A 21,784-nucleotide genomic window follows, 5' to 3' on the forward strand; every position below is an offset into this window, starting at 1 on the left:
CCGTAAACGGTGCACTAGTTCGAGGCGGGCGCGCCAGCGCGCACTAGTGCGCCGGGGCGAGTGCACTAGCCGGGTGCGGATCTGCAGGCCATCACAATCACGCCCTCCGGGCCGGCCACCACTCTCGGCAGTCGCGCGGCGCCGATTGTGATGGTGTGGGGATCCGGGGTCGGCCCGGACGTCCCGCACTCACCAACCCCGGCACCCGGGCGACTTCGACCCGGCGCTGAGCGTGGCGCGACGCGCAGCGCGCCACTTGGTGAGTGCCTCAGGTCCGCCTCAGAGCGTGAGCGCGAGCCGGGTCGCTTGTTCGATGGCGCGTTTGGCGTCGAGTTCGGCGGCGACGTCGGCGCCGCCGATCACGTGCACCGGGCGGCCGGTCAGTGTGTCGGCCAATTCGCGGAGGGGTTCCTGGCCGGCGCAGATCACGACGTTGTCGACTGCGAGCACCTGCGGTTTCTCGTGCTTCGGGCCGAAGGTGATGTGCAATCCCTCGTCGTCGATGCGTTCGTAGTTGACGCCGCGCAACTGCTCGACCTGCTTGTTCTTCAGCGCGGCCCGGTGCACCCACCCGGTCGTCTTCCCCAGCCCGGCGCCGATCTTGCCGGGCTTGCGCTGCAGCAGATACACCTTCCGCGGCGACGGCTCCGGCCGCGGTACAGCGAGCGCACCGGGCAGCCGGGTCGGATCACCCACGCCCCATTCCGCCTTCCAGGCCTCGAGATCCGGCGAGGTAGTGGTGAGGAACTCGCTGACGTCCACCCCGATCCCGCCGGCGCCGATCACCGCGACCGAGTCCCCGACGGGCTTGCGATCGCGGACCACGTCGACGTACGACAACACCTTCGGGTGGTCGATGCCGGGGATCGACGGCACCCGCGGTACGACGCCGGTCGCGAGCACGATCTCGTCGAACCCGGCCAGGTCGTCGGCGCCCGCCCGGCGGCCGAGGTGCAACTTCACCCCGGTGAGGTCGAGCCGCCGGCGGTAGTACCGGATCGTCTCGGCGAACTCCTCCTTGCCCGGGATCCGTTGCGCGATCCCGAACTGCCCGCCGATCTCGTCCGCCGCCTCGAACAACTCGACGTGGTGCCCGCGCTCGGCCGCCGTCACCGCGGCAGCCAACCCAGCCGGTCCGGCGCCGACGACCGCGACGTTCTTCGTACGGCGGGTCGGCAGCAACCGCAACTCGGTCTCGCGGGCGGCCCGCGGGTTGACCATGCAGCTCGCCTTCTGCTTCGCGAACACGTGGTCCAGACACGCCTGGTTACAGGCGATGCAGACGTTGATCTCGTCGGCCCGGTCGGTCGTTGCCTTCAGCACCCATTCCGGATCGGCCAGGAACGGGCGGGCCATACTCACCAGGTCCGCGTCGCCGCGGGCCAGGACCTCCTCGGCGACCTGCGGCAGGTTGATCCGGTTCGAGGTGACGACCGGGATGTTCACGTACGGCTTGAACGCGGCGGTGACTGACGTGAAGGCTGCCCGCGGTACGGACGTCACGATGGTCGGCACCCGCGCCTCGTGCCAGCCGATCCCGGTGTTGATGATCGACGCCCCGGCCGCCTCGATCTCCTTGCCCAGCGCAACCACGTCGTCCCAGCTCTGCCCGCCCTCGACGAGGTCGGCCATCGACAACCGGTAGATGATCAGGAAGTCCGGGCCGACCTGTTCCCGGGTCCGCCGGACGATCTCGACCGCGATCCGGCGGCGGTTCTCCGCGCTGCCACCCCAGCGGTCGGTCCGCCGGTTCGTTCGTTCGGACAGGAACTGGTTGATGAAGTACCCCTCCGAGCCCATGATCTCGACGCCGTCGTACCCGGCCTCGCGGGCGAGCGCCGCGCAGTCGACGTACGCCTTGATCTGCCGCAGGACGCCGCGATCCGAGAGAGCCCGCGGTTTGAAGGGGTTGATCGGGGCCTTGAGCGCGGAGGCGGAGACGCTGAAGGGGTGGTACGAGTACCGCCCGGCGTGCAGGATCTGCAGCGCGATCCGGCCGCCCTCGTGGTGGACCGCGTCGGTGAGTTGCCGGTGTGCGCGGGCCTGGCGACTGCTCGTCAGCTTGGAGCCGAACGGCGTCAGCCAGCCCTGCCAGTTGGGCGCGTAGCCGCCGGTCACCATCAGCCCGACGCCGCCGCGTGCCCGTTCGGCGAAGTACGCGGTGAGCTTCGGGAGATCGCTCAACCGGTCCTCGAGTCCGGTGTGCATCGACCCCATGATCACCCGGTTCGGCAGTACCACATGCCCGAGATCAAGCGGTTCCAACAGGTGCGGGTACGCGGTCATCGGTTGTCCTTCCGGAGGGCGTGGATCACTTCGTCGCACCAGGCCGTGAACGACTCCTCGGCGCGGATGCCGCCGCGAAGCACGAGGTACTGGTGCAGTTCACGGCCGCGCAGGGTGGACGGTTTCGGGAAGTCGCGCTGCTGGATACCGCGGTACACCTCGAGCCGGGTGGCGTGCTCGGCCCGATGCCGCTCGACCTCCTTGAGGACGAGTTCAGGCGAGCCTGCCGAGGCCCCGCGGAGCTTCACGCCCAGGCCGTCCCGCAGTACGGCGGGGTCCTCGGGCTCGGCCAGCCAACGGGTCAGCTCCGCCTTCCCGGCCGCGGCGATCCGGTACACCTTCTTGTCCGGACGGCCGTCCTGCGCGATCTCGGTGTGCTTCACCCAGCCGGCCTCGTCCATCCGCCGCAGCACCCGGTAGATCTGCTGGTGGGTGGCCGGCCAGAAGTACCCGATCGAGCGGTCGAACCGCCGGGCCAGCTCGTACCCGGAACCGGCCCGCTCGGTCAGTGCGACCAGGATCGCGTGCTCCAGCGCCATGACCGGAGCCTACCTATGCAACTAGTTGCACTGCACCTGATTGCATCTCAGGTCACATCGTTTGTGCGTACATGGTCTGGGAGAATTGCTTGCAGACGCCTTATATCGACGACCGATGGATTCGGAGTACTTCATGGACGCCCAGGCCCACCCGACGAAGACGACGCTGCCCGGCATCGGCATCCGGTACGACCTGGTCACCGAGTCCGGCAAACACGTGTCGGTGGTGGTGCACAACGACGGGCGGCGGTTCCTCGGGTTCCACAAACCGGAGGACGACGACGAGTGCCAGGCGTCGGTCCCGTTAGGCCCGAGCGACGCGGCGGCGCTCGCGCAGCTGCTGCTCCCGGAGCGGATCGACCCGGTCCGCGGCGAGATCGAGATCGACCTGGTCACCGAACACATCCCGGTCACCGCGCGCTCGCCGTACTCCGGCCGTACTCTCGGCGACACCCAGGCCCGTAGCCGTACGGGCGCGTCGATCGTCGCAGTCCTGCGACGTACCGGCGCGACCCCGTCACCGACACCGGACTTCCGCTTCGCGACCGGCGACACCCTGGTCGTCGTCGGCACCCGCGAGGGCGTCGACGCCGTCGCCGATCTGATCGCGGGGGGCTGAGCATGCACGAGGACATCACGGCGTTGCTGATCGAGCTCGGCGCGGTCATCCTTGCGCTGGGCGTGCTGGGGCGGATCGCCGGGCGGGTCGGCTTCTCGCCGATTCCGCTGTACCTGCTCGCCGGGCTCGCGTTCGGGCACGGCGGCATCCTGCCGCTGGCCGCGAGTGAGGAGTTCGTTGCCACCGGCGCCGAGATCGGCGTCATCCTGCTGCTGTTGCTGCTCGGGCTCGAGTACACGGCGTCGGATCTCGTCGGTACGTTGAAGACGCAGTACGTGTCGGGCGCGGTCGACTTCCTGCTGAACGCGCTGCCTGGCGCGGCCGTGGCGTTGCTGCTCGGCTGGGGTCCGGTGGCCGCGGTCGCGCTGGCCGGTGTCACCTGGATCTCGTCGTCCGGCGTGATCGCGAAGGTGGTCGGCGACCTCGGGCGGCTCGGCAATCGCGAAACGCCTGTGGTGCTGGGGATTCTCGTTCTCGAGGACCTGTCGATGGCGGTCTACCTGCCGATCCTGACGGCGCTGCTCGCCGGTGTCGGGCTGGCCGGCGGGAGCATGACGTTGCTGATCTCGCTCGGTACGGTCAGCGTGGTGCTGTTCGTGGCGCTGCGGTACGGGCGGGTGATCAGCCGGGCCGTGTCGTCGGACAACCCCGAGATGCTGCTGCTCGTCGTACTCGGTCTGACGCTGCTCGTCGCCGGGATCGCGCAGCAGTTGCAGGTGTCGGCGGCGGTCGGGGCGTTCCTGGTCGGGATCGCGTTGTCGGGCGAGGTCGCGCACGGTGCGCGGAACCTGCTCAGCCCGTTGCGGGACCTGTTCGCGGCGGTGTTCTTCGTGTTCTTCGGGTTGAGCACCGACCCGCGGAAGATCCCGCCGGTACTGGCGATCGCGTTCGGGCTGGCCGTACTGACGACGCTCACGAAGATCGCGACCGGCTGGTTCGCGGCCCGCCGCGCCGGCATCTCCACGGCCGGCCGTTGGCGCGCCGGCGGGACGCTGGTCGCCCGCGGCGAGTTCTCGATCGTGATCGCCGGCCTGGCCGTCGGTGTCGAACCGAAGCTCGGCCCGCTGGCCACGGCGTACGTCCTCATCCTGGTGATCCTCGGCCCGGTCGCCGCCCGCTACACCGAGCCGATCGCCCGCCGCCTCGCCCGCAAACGCGCTGTCGCCGGCGACGCCACAGCCGCCGAGGCTCCGGGCGCCGAAGTCCCGCCCGCCGAGCGCCTGGACGACCCCGCCGGCACTCCGAGGTGACGGACCGCCGCCTCAGCCGCAAACCCACACCTGCCGGCGCTCCGAGGTGAGCGGACCGCCACCACGCATCAACCTCGCCCGTAGACCGCGCCGGCGCCGCTCCTGAGCGCGGCGGCGCGCGCGACGCCTAGGTTGGTGAGTGGCTGGCGTCCGCTCACAACGTGAGCAGGCCGGCCTCGTGGTCGAGCAGTGCGCGTTTGCGTTCGATGCCGCCGCCGTAGCCGGTCAGGCTGCCGGTGGACCCGACCAGCCGGTGGCACGGGACGATGATGCTGATCGGGTTCTTCCCGTTCGCCAGCCCGACCGCCCGCGCCGACTGCGGCTTCAGCCCGAGCGCGTCCGCGAGCCCGCCGTACGTGGTGGTCTCGCCGTACGGGATGTCCTGCAACGCGGTCCAGATCCGCCGCTGGAACGCCGTACCGACGAGCTGGAGCGGTACGTCGAACACGGTCCGTCCGTGGTGGAAGTACTCGTCCAACTGCTCCGCGACCGCGGGCAGGATCGCGTCGTCACGGTCGCCGAACGTCGCCTCGTCGGGCCGGTACCGCTGCTGGTCCATGTACAACCCGGTCAGCTCACCCGCGTCGGTGCCCACGAGCGTGAGCGGGCCGACCGGGCTGTCGACGACGGCGTACGTCACCGGATGGACTCCCACTGCGCGCGGTCGATCCGGTAGAACACGTGCCGCTTCAGCCGGTGCCCGTCCTCGATCCGCGGGTGGTCGAAGTCGCCGGCCTCGTCGTGCCGCATGCCGATCCGCTGCATCACCCGCTGGGACGGCACGTTCGTGGTCGCGGTGAACGAGACGATCTCGTCCAGCCCGGCCGGGCCGAACCCGTACCCGAGCGCCGCCCGGGCCGCCTCGGTCGCATAACCGTTGCCCCAGGCCCCCTTCGCGAGGCGCCAGCCGATCTCGACGGCGGGCATGAAGTGGGCCTCGAAGCTCGGCACCGACAGCCCGGTGAACCCGATGAACTCACCGGTCTCCTGCACCTCGAGCGCCCACAACCCCCAGCCACGCTCCTCGATCAGCGGCATGTTCCGGTCGATCAGCCCGTCGCTCTGCTCCCGGGTCTGCGGCGCCGGGAAGTGCTCCATCACGGCGGGATCGGCGTTCAGGGCGGCGTACGGCTCGCGGTCGGAATCGCGCCACTGGCGCAGCAGGAGACGGTCGGTGGTCAGTTCAGTCATGCTCGCTCCGGGGCAGTTGGATCACCTGGTACGTCACGTCGTCGGCGGCCGGGATCTTGTTGATCGGGTGGTCACCGGTGGCCCACAGGTACTGCACGGCATACGCACGCCAAGGCCGCCACGCACGGGCGTGGTCGGTCAGTGGTTTGGGGGCCTCGGGCAAGCCTAGGTCACGGGCGGCGTAGCGGATACCGAGATCGCTGGCCACGAAGGCGTCCGGGTCACCGAGTGCGCGCATCGCGATCGACTCGACCGTCCACGGGCCGATGCCGGGCAGCGCGCTCAGCTGCTCGCGGGCGCGGTCCCAGTCGGCGCCGGCACCGAGGTCGATCTCCCCGTTCGCGAGCGTACCGATCAGCGTGGTGAGCGTGGTCCGGCGAGACTTCGGGAACTTGAGGCTCTCCGGGTCGAGGCCAGCGAGCGCCTGCATGGTCGGGAACAGGTGCGTGAGGCCACCACCCGGGTCCTCGATCGGCTCGCCGTGCTGGAGGACGAGACGGTGTGCATGCGTACGAGCTGCGGCGGTGGACACCTGCTGGCCGAGCACAGCGCGGACGGCGAACTCCTCGCCGTCGACAGTGTGCGGTACACGGCGGCCGGGAGCTTTCGCGATCAGCGGCGCGAGGACGGGATCCTCGCCGAGCAGGTCGTCGACGGCGATCGGGTCCGCGTCCAGGTCGAGCATCCGGCGGCAGCGGCTGATCGCGATCGCGAGGTCGCGCTGGTCGGTGAGCGACAGCTGGCAGGCGATGTGGTCGGGCATCGGCTTGAAGGCGACCACACCGTGACCGTGCGGGAGCCGGAGCGTACGGCGGTAGTGGCCGTCGCGCCATTCCTCCACGCCTGGTACGCCGGTCGCGATCAGGTGCCCGAACAGGTTGTCCGGCGTCAACGGCGCGCGGAACGGGAGCCGCAGCGAGATCGTGCCGGGCGTAGCGGCCGACGTACCCTTGCGGGCTCGACGGCGGAGCTCCGTCGGGGCGAGGGCGAAGACTTCCTGCACGGTCTCGTTGAACGTACGTACGCTGGCGAAGCCGGCCGCGAACGCGACGTCGGCCATCTGCAGCTCACTCGTCTCGATCAACAGCCGGGCCGTCTGTGCGCGCTGCGCGCGGGCGAGCGCCAACGGGCCGGCACCGAGCTCGGCGAGCAGTTGCCGCTGCACCTGACGCACGCTGTAACCGAGGCGCGCGGCCAGTCCTGGTACGCCGTCGCGGTCGACGACGCCGTCCGCGATCAGCCGCATCGCGCGGGCGACCAGGTCGGCGCGGTCGTTCCACTCCGGCGACCCCGGGCTCGCGTCCGGCCGGCAGCGCTTGCAGGCGCGGAACCCGGCCTGCTGCGCGGCGGCCGCGCTCGGGTAGAACCGCATGTTCTCGACCTTCGGCGGCACCACCGGACAACTCGGCCGGCAGTAGATCTTCGTGGTCAGCACCGCGGTGAAGAACCACCCGTCGAACCGCGCGTCCTTCGACTGAACCGCGCGGACGCATCGCTCCCTGCACTCGTACACGCCCTCCAGCATCCCCGGCGCCACCGACAATCACTAGCGGATTTACGACATGGAGGTGGCGGGCCGGTTCGCGGATTTGCGACGGGAGGATCCGGTGGCGGATTCTCGCCAGCTTCCAGATGTCCGGCCCGTTGAGATTGAAACATGAACGAACTACTTGGCAAGAAGGCACTGGTGACCGGTGGCAGCCGCGGGATCGGGGCGGCGACCGCTCTGGCGCTGGCGGAGCGAGGGGCCGATGTCGCGATCACCTACAGCTCGTCGGTGGATGCGGCAGCGACCGTGGTGAAGGAGATCGAGGCGTTGGGGCGGCGCGGGGTCGCGTTCGCGGTCGATGCGGGTGATGCGGTGGCGGCCGCGGAGGGCGTACGGCGGGCCGCGGAAACCCTTGGTGGGTTGGACATCCTCGTCAACAACGCGGGCGTCGGCGCGATCGCCCCGATGACCGACCTGTCGCTCGAGGACGTGGACCGGGTCCTCGCGGTCAACATCCGCGGGGTGTTCGCGACCACGCAGGCCGCCGTACCGCTGCTGTCCGACGGCGCCCGCGTGATCCACCTGGGCAGCTGCGTCGCCGGCCGGGTGCCGTTCGCCGGCATGACGCTGTACGCGATGAGCAAGTCCGCACTGACCGGCCTGAGCAGGGCACTCGCCCGCGAACTCGGCCCCCGCAACATCACCTCGAACGTCGTCCAGCCCGGCCCGATCGACACCGACATGAACCCCGCCGACGCCCCCTCGGCCGAACCCCAACTCACCAACCTCGCCATCCCCCGCTTCGGCACCCCCACCGAGGTGGCCGCCGCCATCACCTACCTGGCCGGCCCCCAAACCGCCTACCTGACCGGCACCGAACTGACCATCGACGGCGGCCACACCGCCTGAGGTACCTAAGAACAGGAGGTACTCCCAACAGAGGTAGTGCACCCAAGCCTGACTCGCTCGACGCGTACGCCGTCTCAGGGGTGCACTACCTGTCGTTAGGACCCGCACTTGCCGACGACTGTCGTCCGGCAAGGGCTGGGGCGGTCCGAACCGTTGACAGAGTGCCGGACGCGCGGGAGACTGCGGGGGATTTGAACGTTCAAACCCCCGTGGGAGGTCTTGTGGCTACGTTGAAGCAGGTGGCCGCCCACGCCGAGGTGTCCGTGCAGACGGTGTCGAATGCACTGAACGCACCGCATCGGCTGCGGGCGGACACGCTCGAACGGGTGAACCGGTCGATCGAACTGCTCAACTACCGGCCCAATCGTAACGCCCGCAGTCTGCGGACCAGTGCGGTCGAGCTGATCGGGTACTGCGTGCCGAACTGGCCGAACCAGACCCACCTGGTGATGGACCAGTTCCTGCACGCGCTCTGCGCCGCCGCGGAACGTACCGGCCGGCACATCCTGCTGTTCACCGCACCACCAGGTGTCGACGGCATGCCGACGTACGACGACCTGCACGCGCGGCGGATGGTCGACGGGTTCGTGCTGTCGCAGACCGAGACGCACGACCCGCGGCACGGGTGGCTGAAGGAACAGGGCATCCCGTTCGTCAGCTTCGGCCGCGTCTGGAAGCAGTCGACGCAACCCGGCCCGTGGGTGGACGTCGACGGTGCGACCGGTTCCGCGATCGCGGTGCGGCATCTGTACGAGACCGGTCGCCGCCGGATCGCCTTCCTGGGCTGGCCGAAGTCGTCCGGGCTGGCCGAGGACCGCGTCGCCGGTTGGCGGAACGCCTGCAAGAGCCTCGGTCTGCCGACCGGCGGACTGTCCGTGCGGTGCCGCGAGGACAGCATCGACGAAGGTGCCGCGGCGACCGCGAAGCTGCTCGACTCCGGCCGCGAGCTCGACGGGATCGTTGCCCTGAGCGACGTTCTCGCCCTCGGCGCGCTCCGCGAGCTGACCGCGCGCGGGATCCGGCCGGGCCGCGACCTCGGCGTCGTCGGGTACGACGACTCGCCGCTGGCCGAGGTCGTCTCCCCCGGCCTGACCAGCCTCCGGCAGCCGATGGACCGGATCGCGGAGGAACTGATCACGATCCTCACCGGCGACCAGCAGCCCACCGAACGGCTGCTGCTGCCCGAACTGGTGATCAGGGGCAGCTCCGCCCCTGGCTGACCCGGCGCTCCCCCCGGCGCCGCGAGAAGGAGGAACCGCCATGACTCCCGATCCAACCAACCGAAGTAGCCGAGGCAGTACGCCCCCGCTCCGGCGCCGGACAGTCCGGCGCAGGCCGGTCGGCCGCGCTGTCGGCGTGGCGCTGCTCGCCACGGCAACCGTCCTCGCCGGCTCCGCCTCGGCGCTCGCGGGCCCATCCATCACCGACACCGCAACGAACCCAGCCGCTGGCACCACCTCAGCGCAAGCCGCCGCGGGCGGCTCGTCCGAGCTCTCCGAGACCACTCGCCTGCAGGATCGGCGGTCGCTGGTGGTTGGGGATCGCGCTTACGCGATGGGTGACGAGAGCGGGCTCTATCCCGCCGCGGGCTGGCATGTGCGGGGTGAGATGGGTGGGTTCTGGTCGCAGCCGATCAAGCTCCTCGACGGGATCTGGTTCGGGCTCGACGGGAACTGGCTCGGCAAACAGGTCCCGGCCACGAAGTACACCAGCGGCCACGGCTACAGCCGGATCGACTACCCCGGCGCCGTCGACGTACGCCGTACCGACTTCGTCCCGGACGGCATCCGCGCGACGCTGGTCGGCCTGACGTTCAGTTCGAGTACGACCAAGACCGTCAAGCTGAACGTCGACGCCCACTCCGAGCTGATGCAGCCGTACCCGTGGGACTGGACCTCCCCGAACGCGATCGACGCCAACCTGCCGGACACCGGTGACTTCGTCGACGGCGCGCTCCGGTTCCGCGAGCAGGGCACCCCGGCGTACCCGAACGCGAAGCCGCACGACTTCGCCGCCTTCGTCGGATCGTCCCTGCGTCCGGCGAGCTACCAGCCCGGCGCGGACCATCGCGGCCCGCAGAGCCCGGCGGTGATCTGCCCGAAGGACGGCACGACTCCCGCCCGCTGCGACGACTCGCTGAGCGGCAAAGGCACCGGCGGCGGGCTCACGTACGACGTACCGCTGAAGGCCGGCGAGCAGAAGACGATCTGGTTCGCCGTGGCCGGATCGGACCAGGGCAGCAAGGCCGCCCAGAGCGAGTACCGCAAGGCGCTCAGCAACCCCGACATGTTGCTGCGGGCAAAGACCGCGGCACGGCAGCAGATCGACTCGCAGTCCGCAGTGGACCTTCCTGGTGATCGTCTCCTGCAGCAGAGCGTCGAGTGGAGCAAGCAGAACCTCGCGGACTCGGTCCAGCAGGCGAACAACCTGCAGATCCGCGACGTCAACGAGGGCAAGGACTACCCGGCGTCGCTCGGTACGGTACCGACCGCCCGCTGGTTCGGTGCGGGATTCCCGGACTACCCGTGGCTGTTCGCCACCGACGGCGAGTACACCGCGTTCGCCGCCGTCGCCGCCGGTCAGTTCGACACGGTCAAGGAGCATCTCGAAGCGCTCCGCGACGTCAGCGATCTCCTGAACAACCGCAGCGGCAAGGTCGCACACGAGGTCACGCCGACCGGCGACGTGTACTTCGGTTCGAACCAGAGCGCCGGCAACACCGACGAGACGGTGAAGTTCCCGAGTACGGTCGCGCTGCTGTGGCGCTGGACGGGTGACAACAAGTTCCGCGACGAGATGTACGACTTCTCCGTACGGAACCTCCAGTACATCTACAGGACCCTCGACAAGGACGGCGACGGCTGGCCCGAGGGTCTGGCCAACGTCGAGCGCGCCGGCATGGGCGTGGAGAAGCTCGACAGCACCGTGTACCTGGCTCGCGGCCTGCGCGATCTGGCCGACCTCGCGGCGTCCAAGCACGACACCAAGACCGAGAACTGGGCGACCGCCAAGGCGAACGACCTCGAGTCCCGGTTCGAGGCGCAGTGGTGGGTACCGCAGGCGATGGGGTACGCCGACTCGATCGACGACCCGGCCAACCCGGCGAACGACAACACCCCGATCTTCCAGCGGCACTGGATCGGTGTCACGCCGATGGAGGCGGTCCTGACCCGTCCGGGCAACACCTCTCCGCTGGCCTCGGCCGCGCACGCGAACGTCGCGCTGGACCAGCGCGAAACCGCTTGCTACACAGGCGAATTCGGCCTCTTCCACACCGGGACCGGACCGACCTCGGACCCGAAGGGCAACCCGGGCGCGTCCTGCGACGGCGTGGTGTCGCAGGTGCCGAGCGAGCGCAGCATCTTCGGCCTGAACACGTCGATCATGGCGGTTGCGGAGGGCAACTTCGGCCGCCTCGGCCCGAAGCAGCAGCGGGTCTACACGACCGGCAACGCGCGGATCCAGCTCGACCCGTCGGTCTGGGAGACGCCGGGCGCGATGCCGGAGATCGCCCCGTCGCCGGACTCCCCCGCGAACATCGGCCGCGCGTTCTACGACCGTTCGATGGCGCTGCAGGCGTGGGGTACGTACGGCATCCTCTGGCCGGTCGTCCACCAGCAACTCGGTGTCGACCCGGACCTCGGCCACGGGCGGATCTCCGTCGTACCGCAGCTCCCGGCCGGTCAGCCGAAGGTGGCCGGTAGCAACATCCGGGTCGGCGGCGGCGCCGTCGACGTGTCCGCACGCCTTGCAGGTAAGGCGTTGTCGACCGATGTGACGATGAAGGGCGTCGACGCGGCGCTCACCGTCGGCGCCGTACTGCCGTCCGGTGCGACGGTGAAGAGCGTGACGGTCAACGGTCACGCGGCACAGTACAAGTTGGTCGAGACCAGCCGCGGCACGCAGGTACAGGTGCCCGGTACAGGCTCTCGGACCGAGCTGAGGATCGTGCTCGGCTGAGAGAACCCCCACCCAGAACCCCGAGGTCGCCCAGCGGCCTCGGGGTTCTGCTTTCGGCACTGACCAGTTCCGCTGCAGACAGAGGGGCGGGCCCCTCCGAGTATGAGTCGGAGGGGCCCGCGCAACTGAAGGAAAGTGACGTCTCCAGTTTCCCGATACGGGTCCGTGGAGGCCGGCAGACCCCGTCACCGGTCTACCTCGGTGGGGATCCCCACCGCGAGGGCTCTCGGTTTCCGTTCGACCCGCCGCCCCGATCCGAAGCAGCGTGTCGACATTTCTACCGCCGTCGATAGGGTCGGCACAAGCCTTTCCAGGCAACAGATTCGGTCGTCCACAGTGATCGCGCAGCCATCCACAGAAACGGCCGCAGTTATGCACACCCCCTGTGCATAACGTGTCTTAGCCCTTAGGTGGTTTGAGCGCCATCGGTTGCAGGATGCGATAGCCGGCGTACAGACCGAGTGCACTGACGGCCAGCACCGCGGGTACGGCGATCGCGAGCGGTGGCCGTCGGTAGCCGGTGTTCTCGAGTACGTTCGCGATCCATTGGGCGACCAACAGGAACTCGGCCGCCGCGGCGGGCAGCACCGTCAGCGGCAGCATCAGGAGACTGCGCCAGAACCCGAGCCGGGCGAACGTGATGCCGAGCAGCCAACCGGTCACCTCGTGCGACAGGATCAGCAGGAAGAACTCGGCGAACACCAGGCCGGACTGCGACGGGTCGGTGAACAGGTGCGGGTTGGTCAGCTTGTCGGTCCAGCCCTGCCATCCGTAGAGCAAGCGTTCCAGCTGATAGACGAGCACCCAGAGCACGGAGGTCGCGGCCGCGGCGCCGGTCAGGTAGATGCTCGCGGCAACCGAGAACATCCGCCGGGTGAGACCGTGCGAGACCAGCAAGGAGAAGTACGCCGGGGTGATCGTGAGGCCGATCGCGAGCGAGAAGTACTTCGGGGACTGGGTCGCGTAGTCCCACGCACTCGTGTGGATGCCACCGGACAGCGACTGGATGACGAGTCCGCCGAAGAACATCGCGACGACCATCACGGCCCAGTACCCGGTCAGCATCGGACGGAGGCCGATCATCATCGACCACACCGCCAGCTTGAGCCGGCCCCCAGTCGTGACACCCCGCGGCAGCACAGCTGCAGTACTCATCACTTGACCCCCGTCAGATGAACGAACAGGTCCTGTAGGCCGACCGGACCTACCTCCAGGCCGGCGGACGCGGCCTGGGCGAGCAGGGCCGGGTCGAGGTCGCCGAGGACCGTGGTGGACTTGGTACCGCCGAGGCGCTCCTCCGCGAGCACGGTGAAGCCTGCGGTGAACTCGTCGACCGCCGCGGCCGGGCCGACGATCGAGGCGCCGCGGCCGCGCAGCGCGTCCACCGGCGACTGCGTGACGAGCCGGCCCTGGTCGAGGATCACGACCTCCTCGAGCATCGGGCTGACCTCGCTGACCAGGTGCGTGGAGAGCACGATCGTCCGCGGCACCTCGACGTAGTCGGCGAGCAGCACGTCGTAGAACAGGTTCCGCGACGGTACGTCCATCCCCAGGTAGCTCTCGTCGAAGATCGTCAGCGGCGCGCGGCTGGCCAGACCGACGACGACGCCGAGCGCGGACTTCTTACCGCGGGACAGCTTCTGGATCTTCTTGTTCTGCGGGATCTCGAAGCGTTCCACCAGCTCGGTGGCCAGGTCGGCGTCCCAGTACGGGCGGAGCGCGGCGGCGAGGCGGAGCGCGTACTTCACCGGCACGCTGTCGGGTACGTCGCCGGACTCCCGGATCAGGCACAACCGGCTGGTGACGATGGCGTTCTCGTACGGTTCCTGCGCCGGGCCCAGGTCGCCGCCCTCGATCAGCACCCGCCCCTCGTCCGGCCGCCGGAACCCGGCCAGGGTCGCGGCCAGTGTGCTCTTCCCGGAGCCGTTCCGGCCGAGCAGCCCGTGGATCTTCCCCGGCGCCAGCCGCAGGTCGAGCCGGTCCAACGCCGGCACCCCGGCGAACCGGACCGACAGGTTCTCGGTCCGCACTGTGAGGGCGGTGGTCATCAAGCGTCTCCGTAGGAGCGGACGTGCTGCAGGATGTCTTTGAGCGGGATGCCGATCGCCTTCGCCTCGCGGACCATCGGGTCGACGACGTCAGCGAAGAACGAGTCGCGGCGGGCGGTGCGGAGCAGGTCGCGGGCGTTCGGGGCGACGAACATGCCGATCCCGCGCTTCTTGTAGAGGATCCCGTCGTCGACCAACTGGGCGAAACCCTTGGCCGCGGTGGCCGGGTTGATCCGGTAGAAGGCGGCGTACTGGTTGGTCGACATCACCTGCTCGTCCTCGGCCAGCGCGCCGCTGACGATGTCGTTCTTGATCTGCTCGGCGATCTGCAGATAGATCGGACTCCGGTCGTCGAACATCCCCCACCCCCCTTCCTCGGTTCTTCAGTTGAGCGACGAACCGTAGCACCGGGCGGGGTTCATCCCGCGGCTGCGGCTTGCTGGAGAGATTTCTTCAGTGCCGGTACGGCGGGACCGACGCGGATCGCGAGTTGCGCGAGGCGGTCCTTGTGGCGGGTGCGCTGTTCCTTGGTGACGACCGTACGGAGATCCGCTGTCGCCGCGAGTACGACGACGGACGCGTCGCGGAGGTCCACACGGGACACCAGGCGCGACGGGCGGAGCGTGTCCTGTGCGGCCCGCAGGACGTGACGTCGTACGAGGGGATGCCGGAGCGTGATGCGGTCCGCCGGGAAGATCCCGAGCACCCGGCGCGGCTCCACCTTGATCAGGTGATCCCGGGCGAGTTCGTCGCGCACCCGCCGTACGGTCGCGCCTCCCCGCCGATCGATCCAGTGTCGCCAGCGCCGCGGACCCACCGCCCGCAACTCCTCCAGCACCTCCGCCACCACCGGATCCCGCGGCACCACCCCAGCCGCCACCCGAACCCGCCCACCCTCATCCACCACATTCCCACCCAACTGCAACTCCACCAACACCGCCGCCCGCAACACCTTCCCCAACTTGGACCTCGCGGTCAACAGGGACCGTTCCGGATCGTAGGCAAGCAGAAAAACCCTCGCAGCCAAGGACTCCGGCATCTGAGTGTTGCCAAGAGCAACCACCCGCCCGGCAGTTCGGGACGGACCGCCCGGCGCTCCGGTTCGCCCGCTCGCCTGTCGGCCGGCAGCTCGACTGCGACCGGCGGATCCGGCCGGGCCGGCCGGTAGCCGTGGGCCCGGACGCTGCTGTGCTCCGAGGCGCTGGGACCGGCGCCCTGTGCCGGCCGACTCGGATCGGCCTGTGCTTCTACTCATCGTCTTCCTCCTTGGGCGGGCGGCCTGGGCGGCGTTGTTTGGTGACGCCGGCCGGGAGGCGGCCGGCTTCTGCCAGGGCGCGGCGGAGCAGGTACTCGATCTGGGCGTTGGTGCTGCGCAGGTCGTCGTTCGCCCACCGGGCGAGGGCGTCGTGCACCGCGGGATCCAGCCGGAGCAGGATCTTCTTGCGTTCGACAGCCACGGCGGGCCGCTTACTGGTACAGCGAGCCGGTGTTGACGACGGGCTGCGCGTCCCGGTCGCCGCACAGCACCACCATCAGGTTGCTGACCATGGTCGCCTTGCGCTCCTCGTCCAACTCGACCACCTCGTGCTCGGACAGCCGGTCCAGCGCCAGCTCGACCATGCCGACCGCACCCTCGACGATCCGCTGCCGGGCCGCGACCACCGCACCGGCCTGCTGGCGGCGCAGCATCGCCTGGGCGATCTCCGGCGCGTACGCCAGGTGCGTGATCCGGGACTCGATCACCCGCACGCCGGCCGCGTGCACCCGGGCACCGATCTCGGCGGACAGCTTCTCGGTGATCTCGTCCGTACTGTCCCGCAGCGACAGCACTTCCTCCTCGGAGTGCACGTCGTACGGATAACTGTTCGCGATGTGCCGGACCGCGGTCTCGGTCTGGATCGCGACGAACTCGACGAAGTCGTCCACCTCGAACATCGCCTGCGCGGTGTCCTCGACCTGCCACACGACCACCGCCGCGATCTCGATCGGGTTGCCGTCGGCATCGTTGACCTTGGCAACCGCGGTCTCGTGGTTGCGGATCCGGGTGGACACCTCCCGCCGGGTCGCGATCGGCACCACCCAGCGCAGGCCGGTGGTCCGAACGGTTCCGGCGTACTGCCCGAGCAGCTGCAACACCCGCGCGCGGCCCGGCGACACCGCGGTCAGCCCGGCGGCGACGATCACGGCAGCCAGGACGATGAGCACCCCGAGCCCGACGATCCAGCCGTTCCCGGCACCGAGGACGAACACCACGACGGCGAGCACCGCCAGCACCAGCACCAGACCCGCGAACGGCCACCCGTTCCGCTCCCAGCCGGCCCGCTCGGTCACCTTCGGCGCCGGCATCTCCACCACGACATCCACCATCACAAGCTCCTCTCGAATAGCTAGAAGGTAGCAAAGTGATATCACTTTTAGCAAGCGCGAGAACCGAACGACAGGAGGTGTCCTGTTTCCGCGGCGGCTTTCCGGTCCGCTCAGGCGGGAATCGGCCGGCGGTTGGGCGCAGACCTCCTGTCGTCAGGGCAGGCGGGTGGCGAGGGAGTCGAGGTGGGACTGCCACTCGGTGGAGTGGGAGTTGGGGAGGGGGTCGATGGCGGACGGGCCCCAGGCGTGGATCGGGCGGATGCCGTGGAGGGCGTTGACGAGCCAGGCTTCGTCGGTCGCCTGCAGGGCTTGCGGGGTGACGGGGTGTTCGGAGACCTCGATGCCCTGAGCTGCGGCGATGCGGCGGAGGAGGGCGGCGGTGACGGACGGGAGCAGCGGGCGGTCGGACGGCGGGAAGCAGAGGGTGTCGCCCTCCCACCAAGCGAGGGCGGAGTAGGCCGCCTCGAGCACCGTGCCGTCCGTGTCCAGCAGCAGGATCTCGTCCGCGCGGTCCGGTGCGCTCTCCCGGAGCTTGCCGAGCAACTCCAGATCAGGACCCTTCACCCGCGGCGCCGTGCGCGGATCCGGCCCCTCGTGTACGGCAACGCGCACCCGGCCCCCAACCGGCGGCGCGGGCCGCAACTGCACAGCCAGTTCACCGGAGGCGGGTAGTTCGAAGCGGGGGAACCAGCGGCCGAAGCCCGGGAGCCGGGCGATCTGTTCCTCCCAGAAGCGTTCGGCCGGGACACCCGCGGCCGCGCACGACCCGACGAACCGGTCGCGATGCAGTTCCAGCCCCCGAACCTTGCCATTGGCAACCAGAAACGAATCCGCCACCAGCAGCTCACCCATGTCCCCCAGCCTTTCCGCCGACGGCAGCCGTTGCCTTCAGCACCATTTCGTCGTACTCCGCGACCGGGTCCGAGTCGAGCACGATCGCACCCCCGGCCCCGATCACGGTCGCGTCCGGCGTCAGTACCGCCGTCCGGATCACCACGCTCAGGTCCGCCCGCCCGTCCACGGTCAGGTAGCCGAGCGCACCGGAGTACACCCCACGTGCGCTCGACTCGAGTTCGTCGATGATCTGCATGGTGCGGATCTTCGGCGCCCCGGTCATCGACCCCGGCGGGAAACACGCCCGGACGGCGTCCACGGCGGTCACCCCGTCGCGCAGCCGCCCGCGAACCGTCGTCACCAACTGGTGCACCGTGCGGTAGCTCTCGACCTGCATCAGCTGCGGGACGTTAACGGTCCCGGGCTCGCTCACCCGGCCGAGGTCGTTGCGGATCAGGTCGACGATCATCAGGTTCTCGGCGCGGGTCTTGTCGTCCTCGGCGAGCGCCTTCGCGGCCAGCTGGTCCTGCACCGGGTCCGGGTCGCGTGGCGCGGTGCCCTTGATCGGGCGGCACTCGGCCCACCCGTCGGCGTCGACGGTCAGGAACCGTTCCGGCGAGGAGCTCGCGATCGCAAGGTCGCCGTACCGGAGGAAGGCCGCGTACGGCGCCGGGTTCGCGGAGCGTTGCCAGCGGAAGAACTCGAACGGGTCCGGTACGGCGGGCAGCCGGACCCGGTTCGTCAGGTTGACCTCGTACGTCTCCCCCGCCTCGAGCTCGGCCAGCACCCGCGCGATGCCGGCGAGGTACGTCGTCCGGTCCTGCTCGAGGTGTGCCTCCAGGTCGAGGCGCGCGATCGCGGGCGCGTCGACCCAGCCCATCCACCAGGCCGCCGCGGCCGCCTCGGCCCGGTCCAGCCAGTCACCGCCGTCACCTCCGGGACCGCCGCCGAGCGCCACCAGGTACGTACGGTCGTTGTCGTGGTCGATGACGACGAACCGGTTCGCCCAGATCCACAGCGCGTCCGGCGTCGGCGCCCGGTACACGTCCTGCCCGCCGGTGAGGGCCTTCAGCTCGTACCCGAAGTACCCGACGTAGCCGCCGCAGAACAGCCCGGCGAGCTCGGCCGGCGGCTGCGCGGAGTGTGACGCCAACAGCTCGTTCAGCTCGGCGAACACGTCACCGTCGGCGACGTCGCGGGTGATCACGTCCACGCCGATCGACGTGCCGAGGACGGAGACCCGACGCGGCAACCTGTCCGTGAGGCTGCCGTCGAGCCAGTACGCAACCGGTTCAGCAGCCAGCAGCTCGCGGTAGACCGTCTCACCGTCGAGCGCCCGGTCAAGCGTCCGGACGGACCAGCGCAGTGCACTCACAAGCACACGTTACCGACTCAGACAGTCAGCGCCACCTTGGTTCGCATCGCGGTGATCCGGCGGATCGGGATCGCCACCTCGAGGCCGTCCTTCGACTCGGCCCGGTCCGCGAGCCAGGCCGCGGCGGTGTCCCGCCGTACGTCGGGCGTACCGGGCAGGTACAGCGCGTTGACGAGCCGGAGGGCGTCGTCGCGGCTGCGGATCATGTACACGTACCGCTCGCGCTGGCTCTCCATCACGTCGAAACCGGCGTGATGGAGCTGGTCCTTCAACTCGGTGATCTCGCCGCCGGCCGGGAACTGCGGCGTCGACCGCAGCCGTGTGGTGAGCCCGCTCAGCGTCCGGATGTCACCGCGCCGCAGCGGCCGTACGGCGGGCACGATCGCGGCCAGTACGCCGCCGCGCCGCAGCACCCGGGCCGCCTCGTGCAGCACGTCCGGGAGCGGCTGCAGGACCATCAGCCCCATCGAGCAGGTGACGACGTCGAAGACCTCGTTCGCGAACGGGAGGTGCAGCGCGTCCGCCCGTACCTTCGGGCCCGGCGCACCGGCGAGCTGGGCCGCGTTGTTGTCCACGCCGACGACCCAGCGTCCGTACAGCTCCCGGGCGACCGGCCCGTTCCCGCAGGCCAGGTCGAGGATCCGGCGCGCTTCACCGGACACCGCCCGGACCAGCCAGCGGTACGGCGTATGGTCGCCTGCCACGGCACGGGACAGCAACGCCTCCGTGCTTCCGGGTGCGGCGGTATGGAACTCCCGCAGGTACTGCGGCCAATCGACAGGATTCTCAGACATCGCGGCCCGACGCTACCGGCAGAACACCCGATGTACCGCATCGGGTGCGCTGCGTTAACAGAGAGTTGAGGTCACCTAGACCCGGCTGACGAAGATGTGGCCGGCGGTCTCGTCGCTGATCACGCCGCCGGCTTCGCGGCTGCCGACCAGTACGCCCTCGGCGTCCAGGGTCGAGTCCACCTCGCGACCGGGCAGGGCCCCGGCCTTCCGCAGCACGGCCATCGCGCCGTCGTCGGTCTGCACCGGCTCGGCGATCCGGCGGACCAGCACCCGTACGCTCTCCCCGGTCGCGGTGTCGAGTACCTGGTCGAGCGGCTCGACGCCGATCCGGAAGTCCTCGATACCGCTCGCCTGGCTGCTGGTCTGCAGCTCCTCCAGGCCCGGGATCGGGTTTCCGTACGGCGACTCGGTCGGGTTGCCGAGCAGCTGCAGCAGCCGCAGCTCGACGGCGTCGCTCATCACGTGCTCCCAGCGGCAGGCCTCGGCGTGCACGTCCTCCCACTCGAGCCCGATCACGTCGACCAACAACCGCTCGGCCAGCCGGTGCTTGCGCATCACCCGGACCGCCTGCTTGCGGCCGACGTCGGTGAGCTCCAGGTGGCGGTCGCCCTCCACCTTGATCAGACCGTCGCGTTCCATCCGCGCGACCGTCTGACTGACCGTCGGACCGGACTGGTGCAACCGCTCGGCGATCCGTGCCCGCAGCGGCACGATGCCTTCTTCTTCCAGTTCGTAGACGGTCCGCAGGTACATCTCGGTGGTATCGATCAGGTCGCTCACGACAACCATTCTCACCTATGTAGGCAAGCCTTACCCAATCGCAGCGGGTACCGGCGGAGGATGAGCCTGGTGACAGCACTGATGTGGTTCCGGCGTGATCTCCGGCTGACCGACAACCCTGCCCTGCTGGACGCAGCCGCCTCCGGCGGGGTCCTCGGTCTGTTCGTGCTGGATCCGTTGCTGTGGGGGCGATCCGGCGATCCACGTCGCGAGTACCTGGCCGCGTCGTTGCGCAGTCTGTCCGACTCGATGGGCGGGCGGCTGGTGGTACGGCGAGGTGATCCGGCCGTCGTCGTACCTGCCGTCGCGGAAGAAATCGGTGCGTCAAGTGTGCACATCAGCGCGGACTATGCGCCGTACGGACAGAAACGCGACGAAGAAGTTGAAGCCGCATTGAGGTGCCCGTTGGTGCGGACCGGTTCGCCGTACGCCGTCGCGCCGGGGCGGATCCGCAACCAGCAGGGCCGGCCGTACCAGGTTTTCACGCCGTACTTCAGGGCCTGGCTGGCCCACGGGTGGCGGCCGCCGGTTGCAGCGGCCGACGTGACGTGGGTCGAGGCCGCGAGCGAAAAGCTACCGGTCGGCTCGATCGAAGCTGGGGAAGCCGTGGCGCTTGAACGGTGGCGTTCCTATGACCCCGCCGGGTACGAGGACGAGCGGGACCGGCCTGATCTGGACAGTACGTCGCGGATGTCGATCCCGTTGAAGTACGGGGAGATCCACCCGCGGACGATGCTCGCCGGCTTGGAAAGCGAGGCGTACCGCCGGGAGCTCGCGTGGCGGGAGTTCTGCGCGGACCTGCTTGCCCGGCACCCGCACGCTGCGTGGCAACCGTTGCGGCCCGAGTTCGAGAGGATGCAGTACGACGAACCGGGCGAACTGTTCGACGCGTGGTGCGCCGGGCGGACCGGGTTCCCGTTCGTGGACGCGGGGATGCGTCAGCTCGCGGAGACCGGATTCATGCACAACCGGGTACGCATGGTGGTCGCGTCGTTCCTCGTCAAGGATCTGCACGTCCACTGGAAGTACGGTGCGCGCTGGTTCATGCGTTCGCTGCGCGACGGCGACCTCGCCTCGAACGCGTTGAACTGGCAGTGGGTGGCCGGCTGCGGCGCGGACGCGGCGCCGTACTTCCGGATCTTCAACCCCGTCGGCCAAGGACTCAAGTTCGACCCCGACGGCGCCTACGTACGCCGCTGGATCCCGGAACTGCGGCACCTCGACGGCAAGACCGCCCACGAGCCGTGGAAGTACGACGCCCCGGGCTATCCGACCCCGGTCGTCGATCACGCCGAGGCCCGGCGCGAGGCGCTCCGCCGGTACGACGCGATCCGGTCTTGACG

At 69.5% G+C, this 21,784-nt stretch carries 21 protein-coding genes; 6 read left to right on the forward strand and 15 right to left on the reverse strand.

Annotated elements, in window-relative coordinates; translation table 11 throughout:
• Positions 1-279 precede the first annotated feature (279 nt).
• Both ACFYRU_RS04155 and ACFYRU_RS04160 read right to left on the reverse strand, forming a co-directional pair.
• The gene (locus ACFYRU_RS04155; protein ID WP_387652757.1) at positions 280-2,286 is read right to left on the reverse strand and encodes an FAD-dependent oxidoreductase; all 2,007 of its coding nucleotides are present in this window, start codon (positions 2,284-2,286) and stop codon (positions 280-282) included.
• The gene (locus tag ACFYRU_RS04160) at positions 2,283-2,825 is read right to left on the reverse strand and encodes a PadR family transcriptional regulator (protein ID WP_387652759.1); all 543 of its coding nucleotides are present in this window, start codon (positions 2,823-2,825) and stop codon (positions 2,283-2,285) included. The genes ACFYRU_RS04155 and ACFYRU_RS04160 overlap by 4 nt, the downstream gene beginning before the upstream one ends.
• Positions 2,826-2,940: 115 nt before the next feature.
• Between ACFYRU_RS04160 and ACFYRU_RS04165 the strand changes: the two genes are divergently transcribed.
• Both ACFYRU_RS04165 and ACFYRU_RS04170 read left to right on the forward strand, forming a co-directional pair.
• A complete protein-coding gene (locus ACFYRU_RS04165; protein ID WP_387652761.1) occupies positions 2,941-3,444 on the forward strand; it encodes a cation:proton antiporter regulatory subunit in 504 nt (167 codons plus the stop codon).
• 2 nt (positions 3,445-3,446) lie between these two features.
• Positions 3,447-4,694: a cation:proton antiporter gene (locus ACFYRU_RS04170; protein WP_387652763.1), complete on the forward strand. Its 1,248-nt coding sequence runs from the start codon at positions 3,447-3,449 to the stop codon at positions 4,692-4,694.
• A gap of 154 nt (positions 4,695-4,848) precedes the next feature.
• Here the strand turns inward: ACFYRU_RS04170 and ACFYRU_RS04175 are convergent, their stop codons facing one another.
• From ACFYRU_RS04175 to ACFYRU_RS04185, 3 genes are read right to left on the reverse strand one after another with little or no spacing between them, the layout of a single operon-like run.
• Positions 4,849-5,334, reverse strand: a complete 486-nt coding sequence (locus ACFYRU_RS04175) for a methylated-DNA--[protein]-cysteine S-methyltransferase (RefSeq protein WP_387652765.1) — start codon at positions 5,332-5,334, stop codon at positions 4,849-4,851.
• Complete coding sequence (locus ACFYRU_RS04180) at positions 5,331-5,885, reverse strand: GNAT family N-acetyltransferase (protein ID WP_387652767.1); 555 nt, start codon at positions 5,883-5,885, stop codon at positions 5,331-5,333. Before ACFYRU_RS04180 ends, ACFYRU_RS04175 begins: the two co-directional genes overlap by 4 nt.
• A complete protein-coding gene (locus tag ACFYRU_RS04185; RefSeq protein WP_387652769.1) occupies positions 5,878-7,398 on the reverse strand; it encodes an AlkA N-terminal domain-containing protein in 1,521 nt (506 codons plus the stop codon). The genes ACFYRU_RS04180 and ACFYRU_RS04185 overlap by 8 nt, the downstream gene beginning before the upstream one ends.
• Positions 7,399-7,542: 144 nt before the next feature.
• Here ACFYRU_RS04185 and ACFYRU_RS04190 point away from each other — a divergent pair, with 144 nt between their 5' ends.
• The 3 genes from ACFYRU_RS04190 (at position 7,543) to ACFYRU_RS04200 (ending at position 12,243) form a co-directional block, all read left to right on the forward strand.
• Positions 7,543-8,283, forward strand: a complete 741-nt coding sequence (locus ACFYRU_RS04190) for an SDR family oxidoreductase (protein ID WP_387652771.1) — start codon at positions 7,543-7,545, stop codon at positions 8,281-8,283.
• A 221-nt stretch (positions 8,284-8,504) separates the two neighbouring features.
• Positions 8,505-9,503 carry a LacI family DNA-binding transcriptional regulator gene (locus tag ACFYRU_RS04195; protein ID WP_387652772.1) on the forward strand — a complete coding sequence of 333 codons (999 nt, stop codon included), beginning with the start codon at positions 8,505-8,507 and terminating at the stop codon, positions 9,501-9,503.
• A 40-nt stretch (positions 9,504-9,543) separates the two neighbouring features.
• Complete coding sequence (locus ACFYRU_RS04200; RefSeq protein ID WP_387652774.1) at positions 9,544-12,243, forward strand: glycogen debranching protein; 2,700 nt, start codon at positions 9,544-9,546, stop codon at positions 12,241-12,243.
• 399 nt (positions 12,244-12,642) lie between these two features.
• Here ACFYRU_RS04200 and ACFYRU_RS04205 read toward each other — a convergent pair whose 3' ends face one another.
• From ACFYRU_RS04205 to ACFYRU_RS04250, 10 genes are all read right to left on the reverse strand, one after another.
• Entirely contained in the window at positions 12,643-13,398 is a 756-nt protein-coding gene (locus ACFYRU_RS04205; RefSeq protein WP_387652776.1) for a hypothetical protein, read from the reverse strand.
• Positions 13,398-14,291: an ATP-binding cassette domain-containing protein gene (locus ACFYRU_RS04210; RefSeq protein WP_387652778.1), complete on the reverse strand. Its 894-nt coding sequence runs from the start codon at positions 14,289-14,291 to the stop codon at positions 13,398-13,400. Before ACFYRU_RS04210 ends, ACFYRU_RS04205 begins: the two co-directional genes overlap by 1 nt.
• On the reverse strand, positions 14,291-14,650 hold the full coding sequence (locus ACFYRU_RS04215; protein ID WP_387652780.1) for a GntR family transcriptional regulator: 360 nt from the start codon (positions 14,648-14,650) through the stop codon (positions 14,291-14,293). The genes ACFYRU_RS04210 and ACFYRU_RS04215 overlap by 1 nt, the downstream gene beginning before the upstream one ends.
• 59 nt (positions 14,651-14,709) lie before the next feature.
• Positions 14,710-15,546 (reverse strand): GPP34 family phosphoprotein, encoded by an 837-nt coding sequence (locus ACFYRU_RS04220; RefSeq protein ID WP_387652782.1) that lies wholly within the window; start codon positions 15,544-15,546, stop codon positions 14,710-14,712.
• Positions 15,539-15,748, reverse strand: coding sequence for a hypothetical protein (locus ACFYRU_RS04225; RefSeq protein WP_387652784.1), 210 nt, complete (start codon positions 15,746-15,748; stop codon positions 15,539-15,541). Before ACFYRU_RS04225 ends, ACFYRU_RS04220 begins: the two co-directional genes overlap by 8 nt.
• A 10-nt stretch (positions 15,749-15,758) precedes the next feature.
• The gene (locus ACFYRU_RS04230) at positions 15,759-16,658 is read right to left on the reverse strand and encodes an SPFH domain-containing protein (RefSeq protein WP_387652786.1); all 900 of its coding nucleotides are present in this window, start codon (positions 16,656-16,658) and stop codon (positions 15,759-15,761) included.
• Positions 16,659-16,811: 153 nt separating this feature from the next.
• Entirely contained in the window at positions 16,812-17,510 is a 699-nt protein-coding gene (locus ACFYRU_RS04235; RefSeq protein WP_387652787.1) for an aminotransferase class IV, read from the reverse strand.
• Positions 17,503-18,867: an aminodeoxychorismate synthase component I gene (pabB, locus tag ACFYRU_RS04240; RefSeq protein ID WP_387652789.1), complete on the reverse strand. Its 1,365-nt coding sequence runs from the start codon at positions 18,865-18,867 to the stop codon at positions 17,503-17,505. Before pabB ends, ACFYRU_RS04235 begins: the two co-directional genes overlap by 8 nt.
• 17 nt (positions 18,868-18,884) lie before the next feature.
• Positions 18,885-19,661: a class I SAM-dependent methyltransferase gene (locus ACFYRU_RS04245; RefSeq protein ID WP_387652791.1), complete on the reverse strand. Its 777-nt coding sequence runs from the start codon at positions 19,659-19,661 to the stop codon at positions 18,885-18,887.
• Positions 19,662-19,736: 75 nt separating this feature from the next.
• Positions 19,737-20,441, reverse strand: coding sequence for a metal-dependent transcriptional regulator (locus ACFYRU_RS04250; protein ID WP_387652793.1), 705 nt, complete (start codon positions 20,439-20,441; stop codon positions 19,737-19,739).
• Between the two features lie 60 nt (positions 20,442-20,501).
• Between ACFYRU_RS04250 and ACFYRU_RS04255 the strand changes: the two genes are divergently transcribed.
• Positions 20,502-21,782 carry a cryptochrome/photolyase family protein gene (locus ACFYRU_RS04255; RefSeq protein WP_387652795.1) on the forward strand — a complete coding sequence of 427 codons (1,281 nt, stop codon included), beginning with the start codon at positions 20,502-20,504 and terminating at the stop codon, positions 21,780-21,782.
• Positions 21,783-21,784 lie beyond the last annotated feature (2 nt).

Origin of the sequence: Kribbella sp. NPDC004536 (genome assembly GCF_042873835.1) — a bacterium.
GTDB lineage: Bacteria > Actinomycetota > Actinomycetes > Propionibacteriales > Kribbellaceae > Kribbella.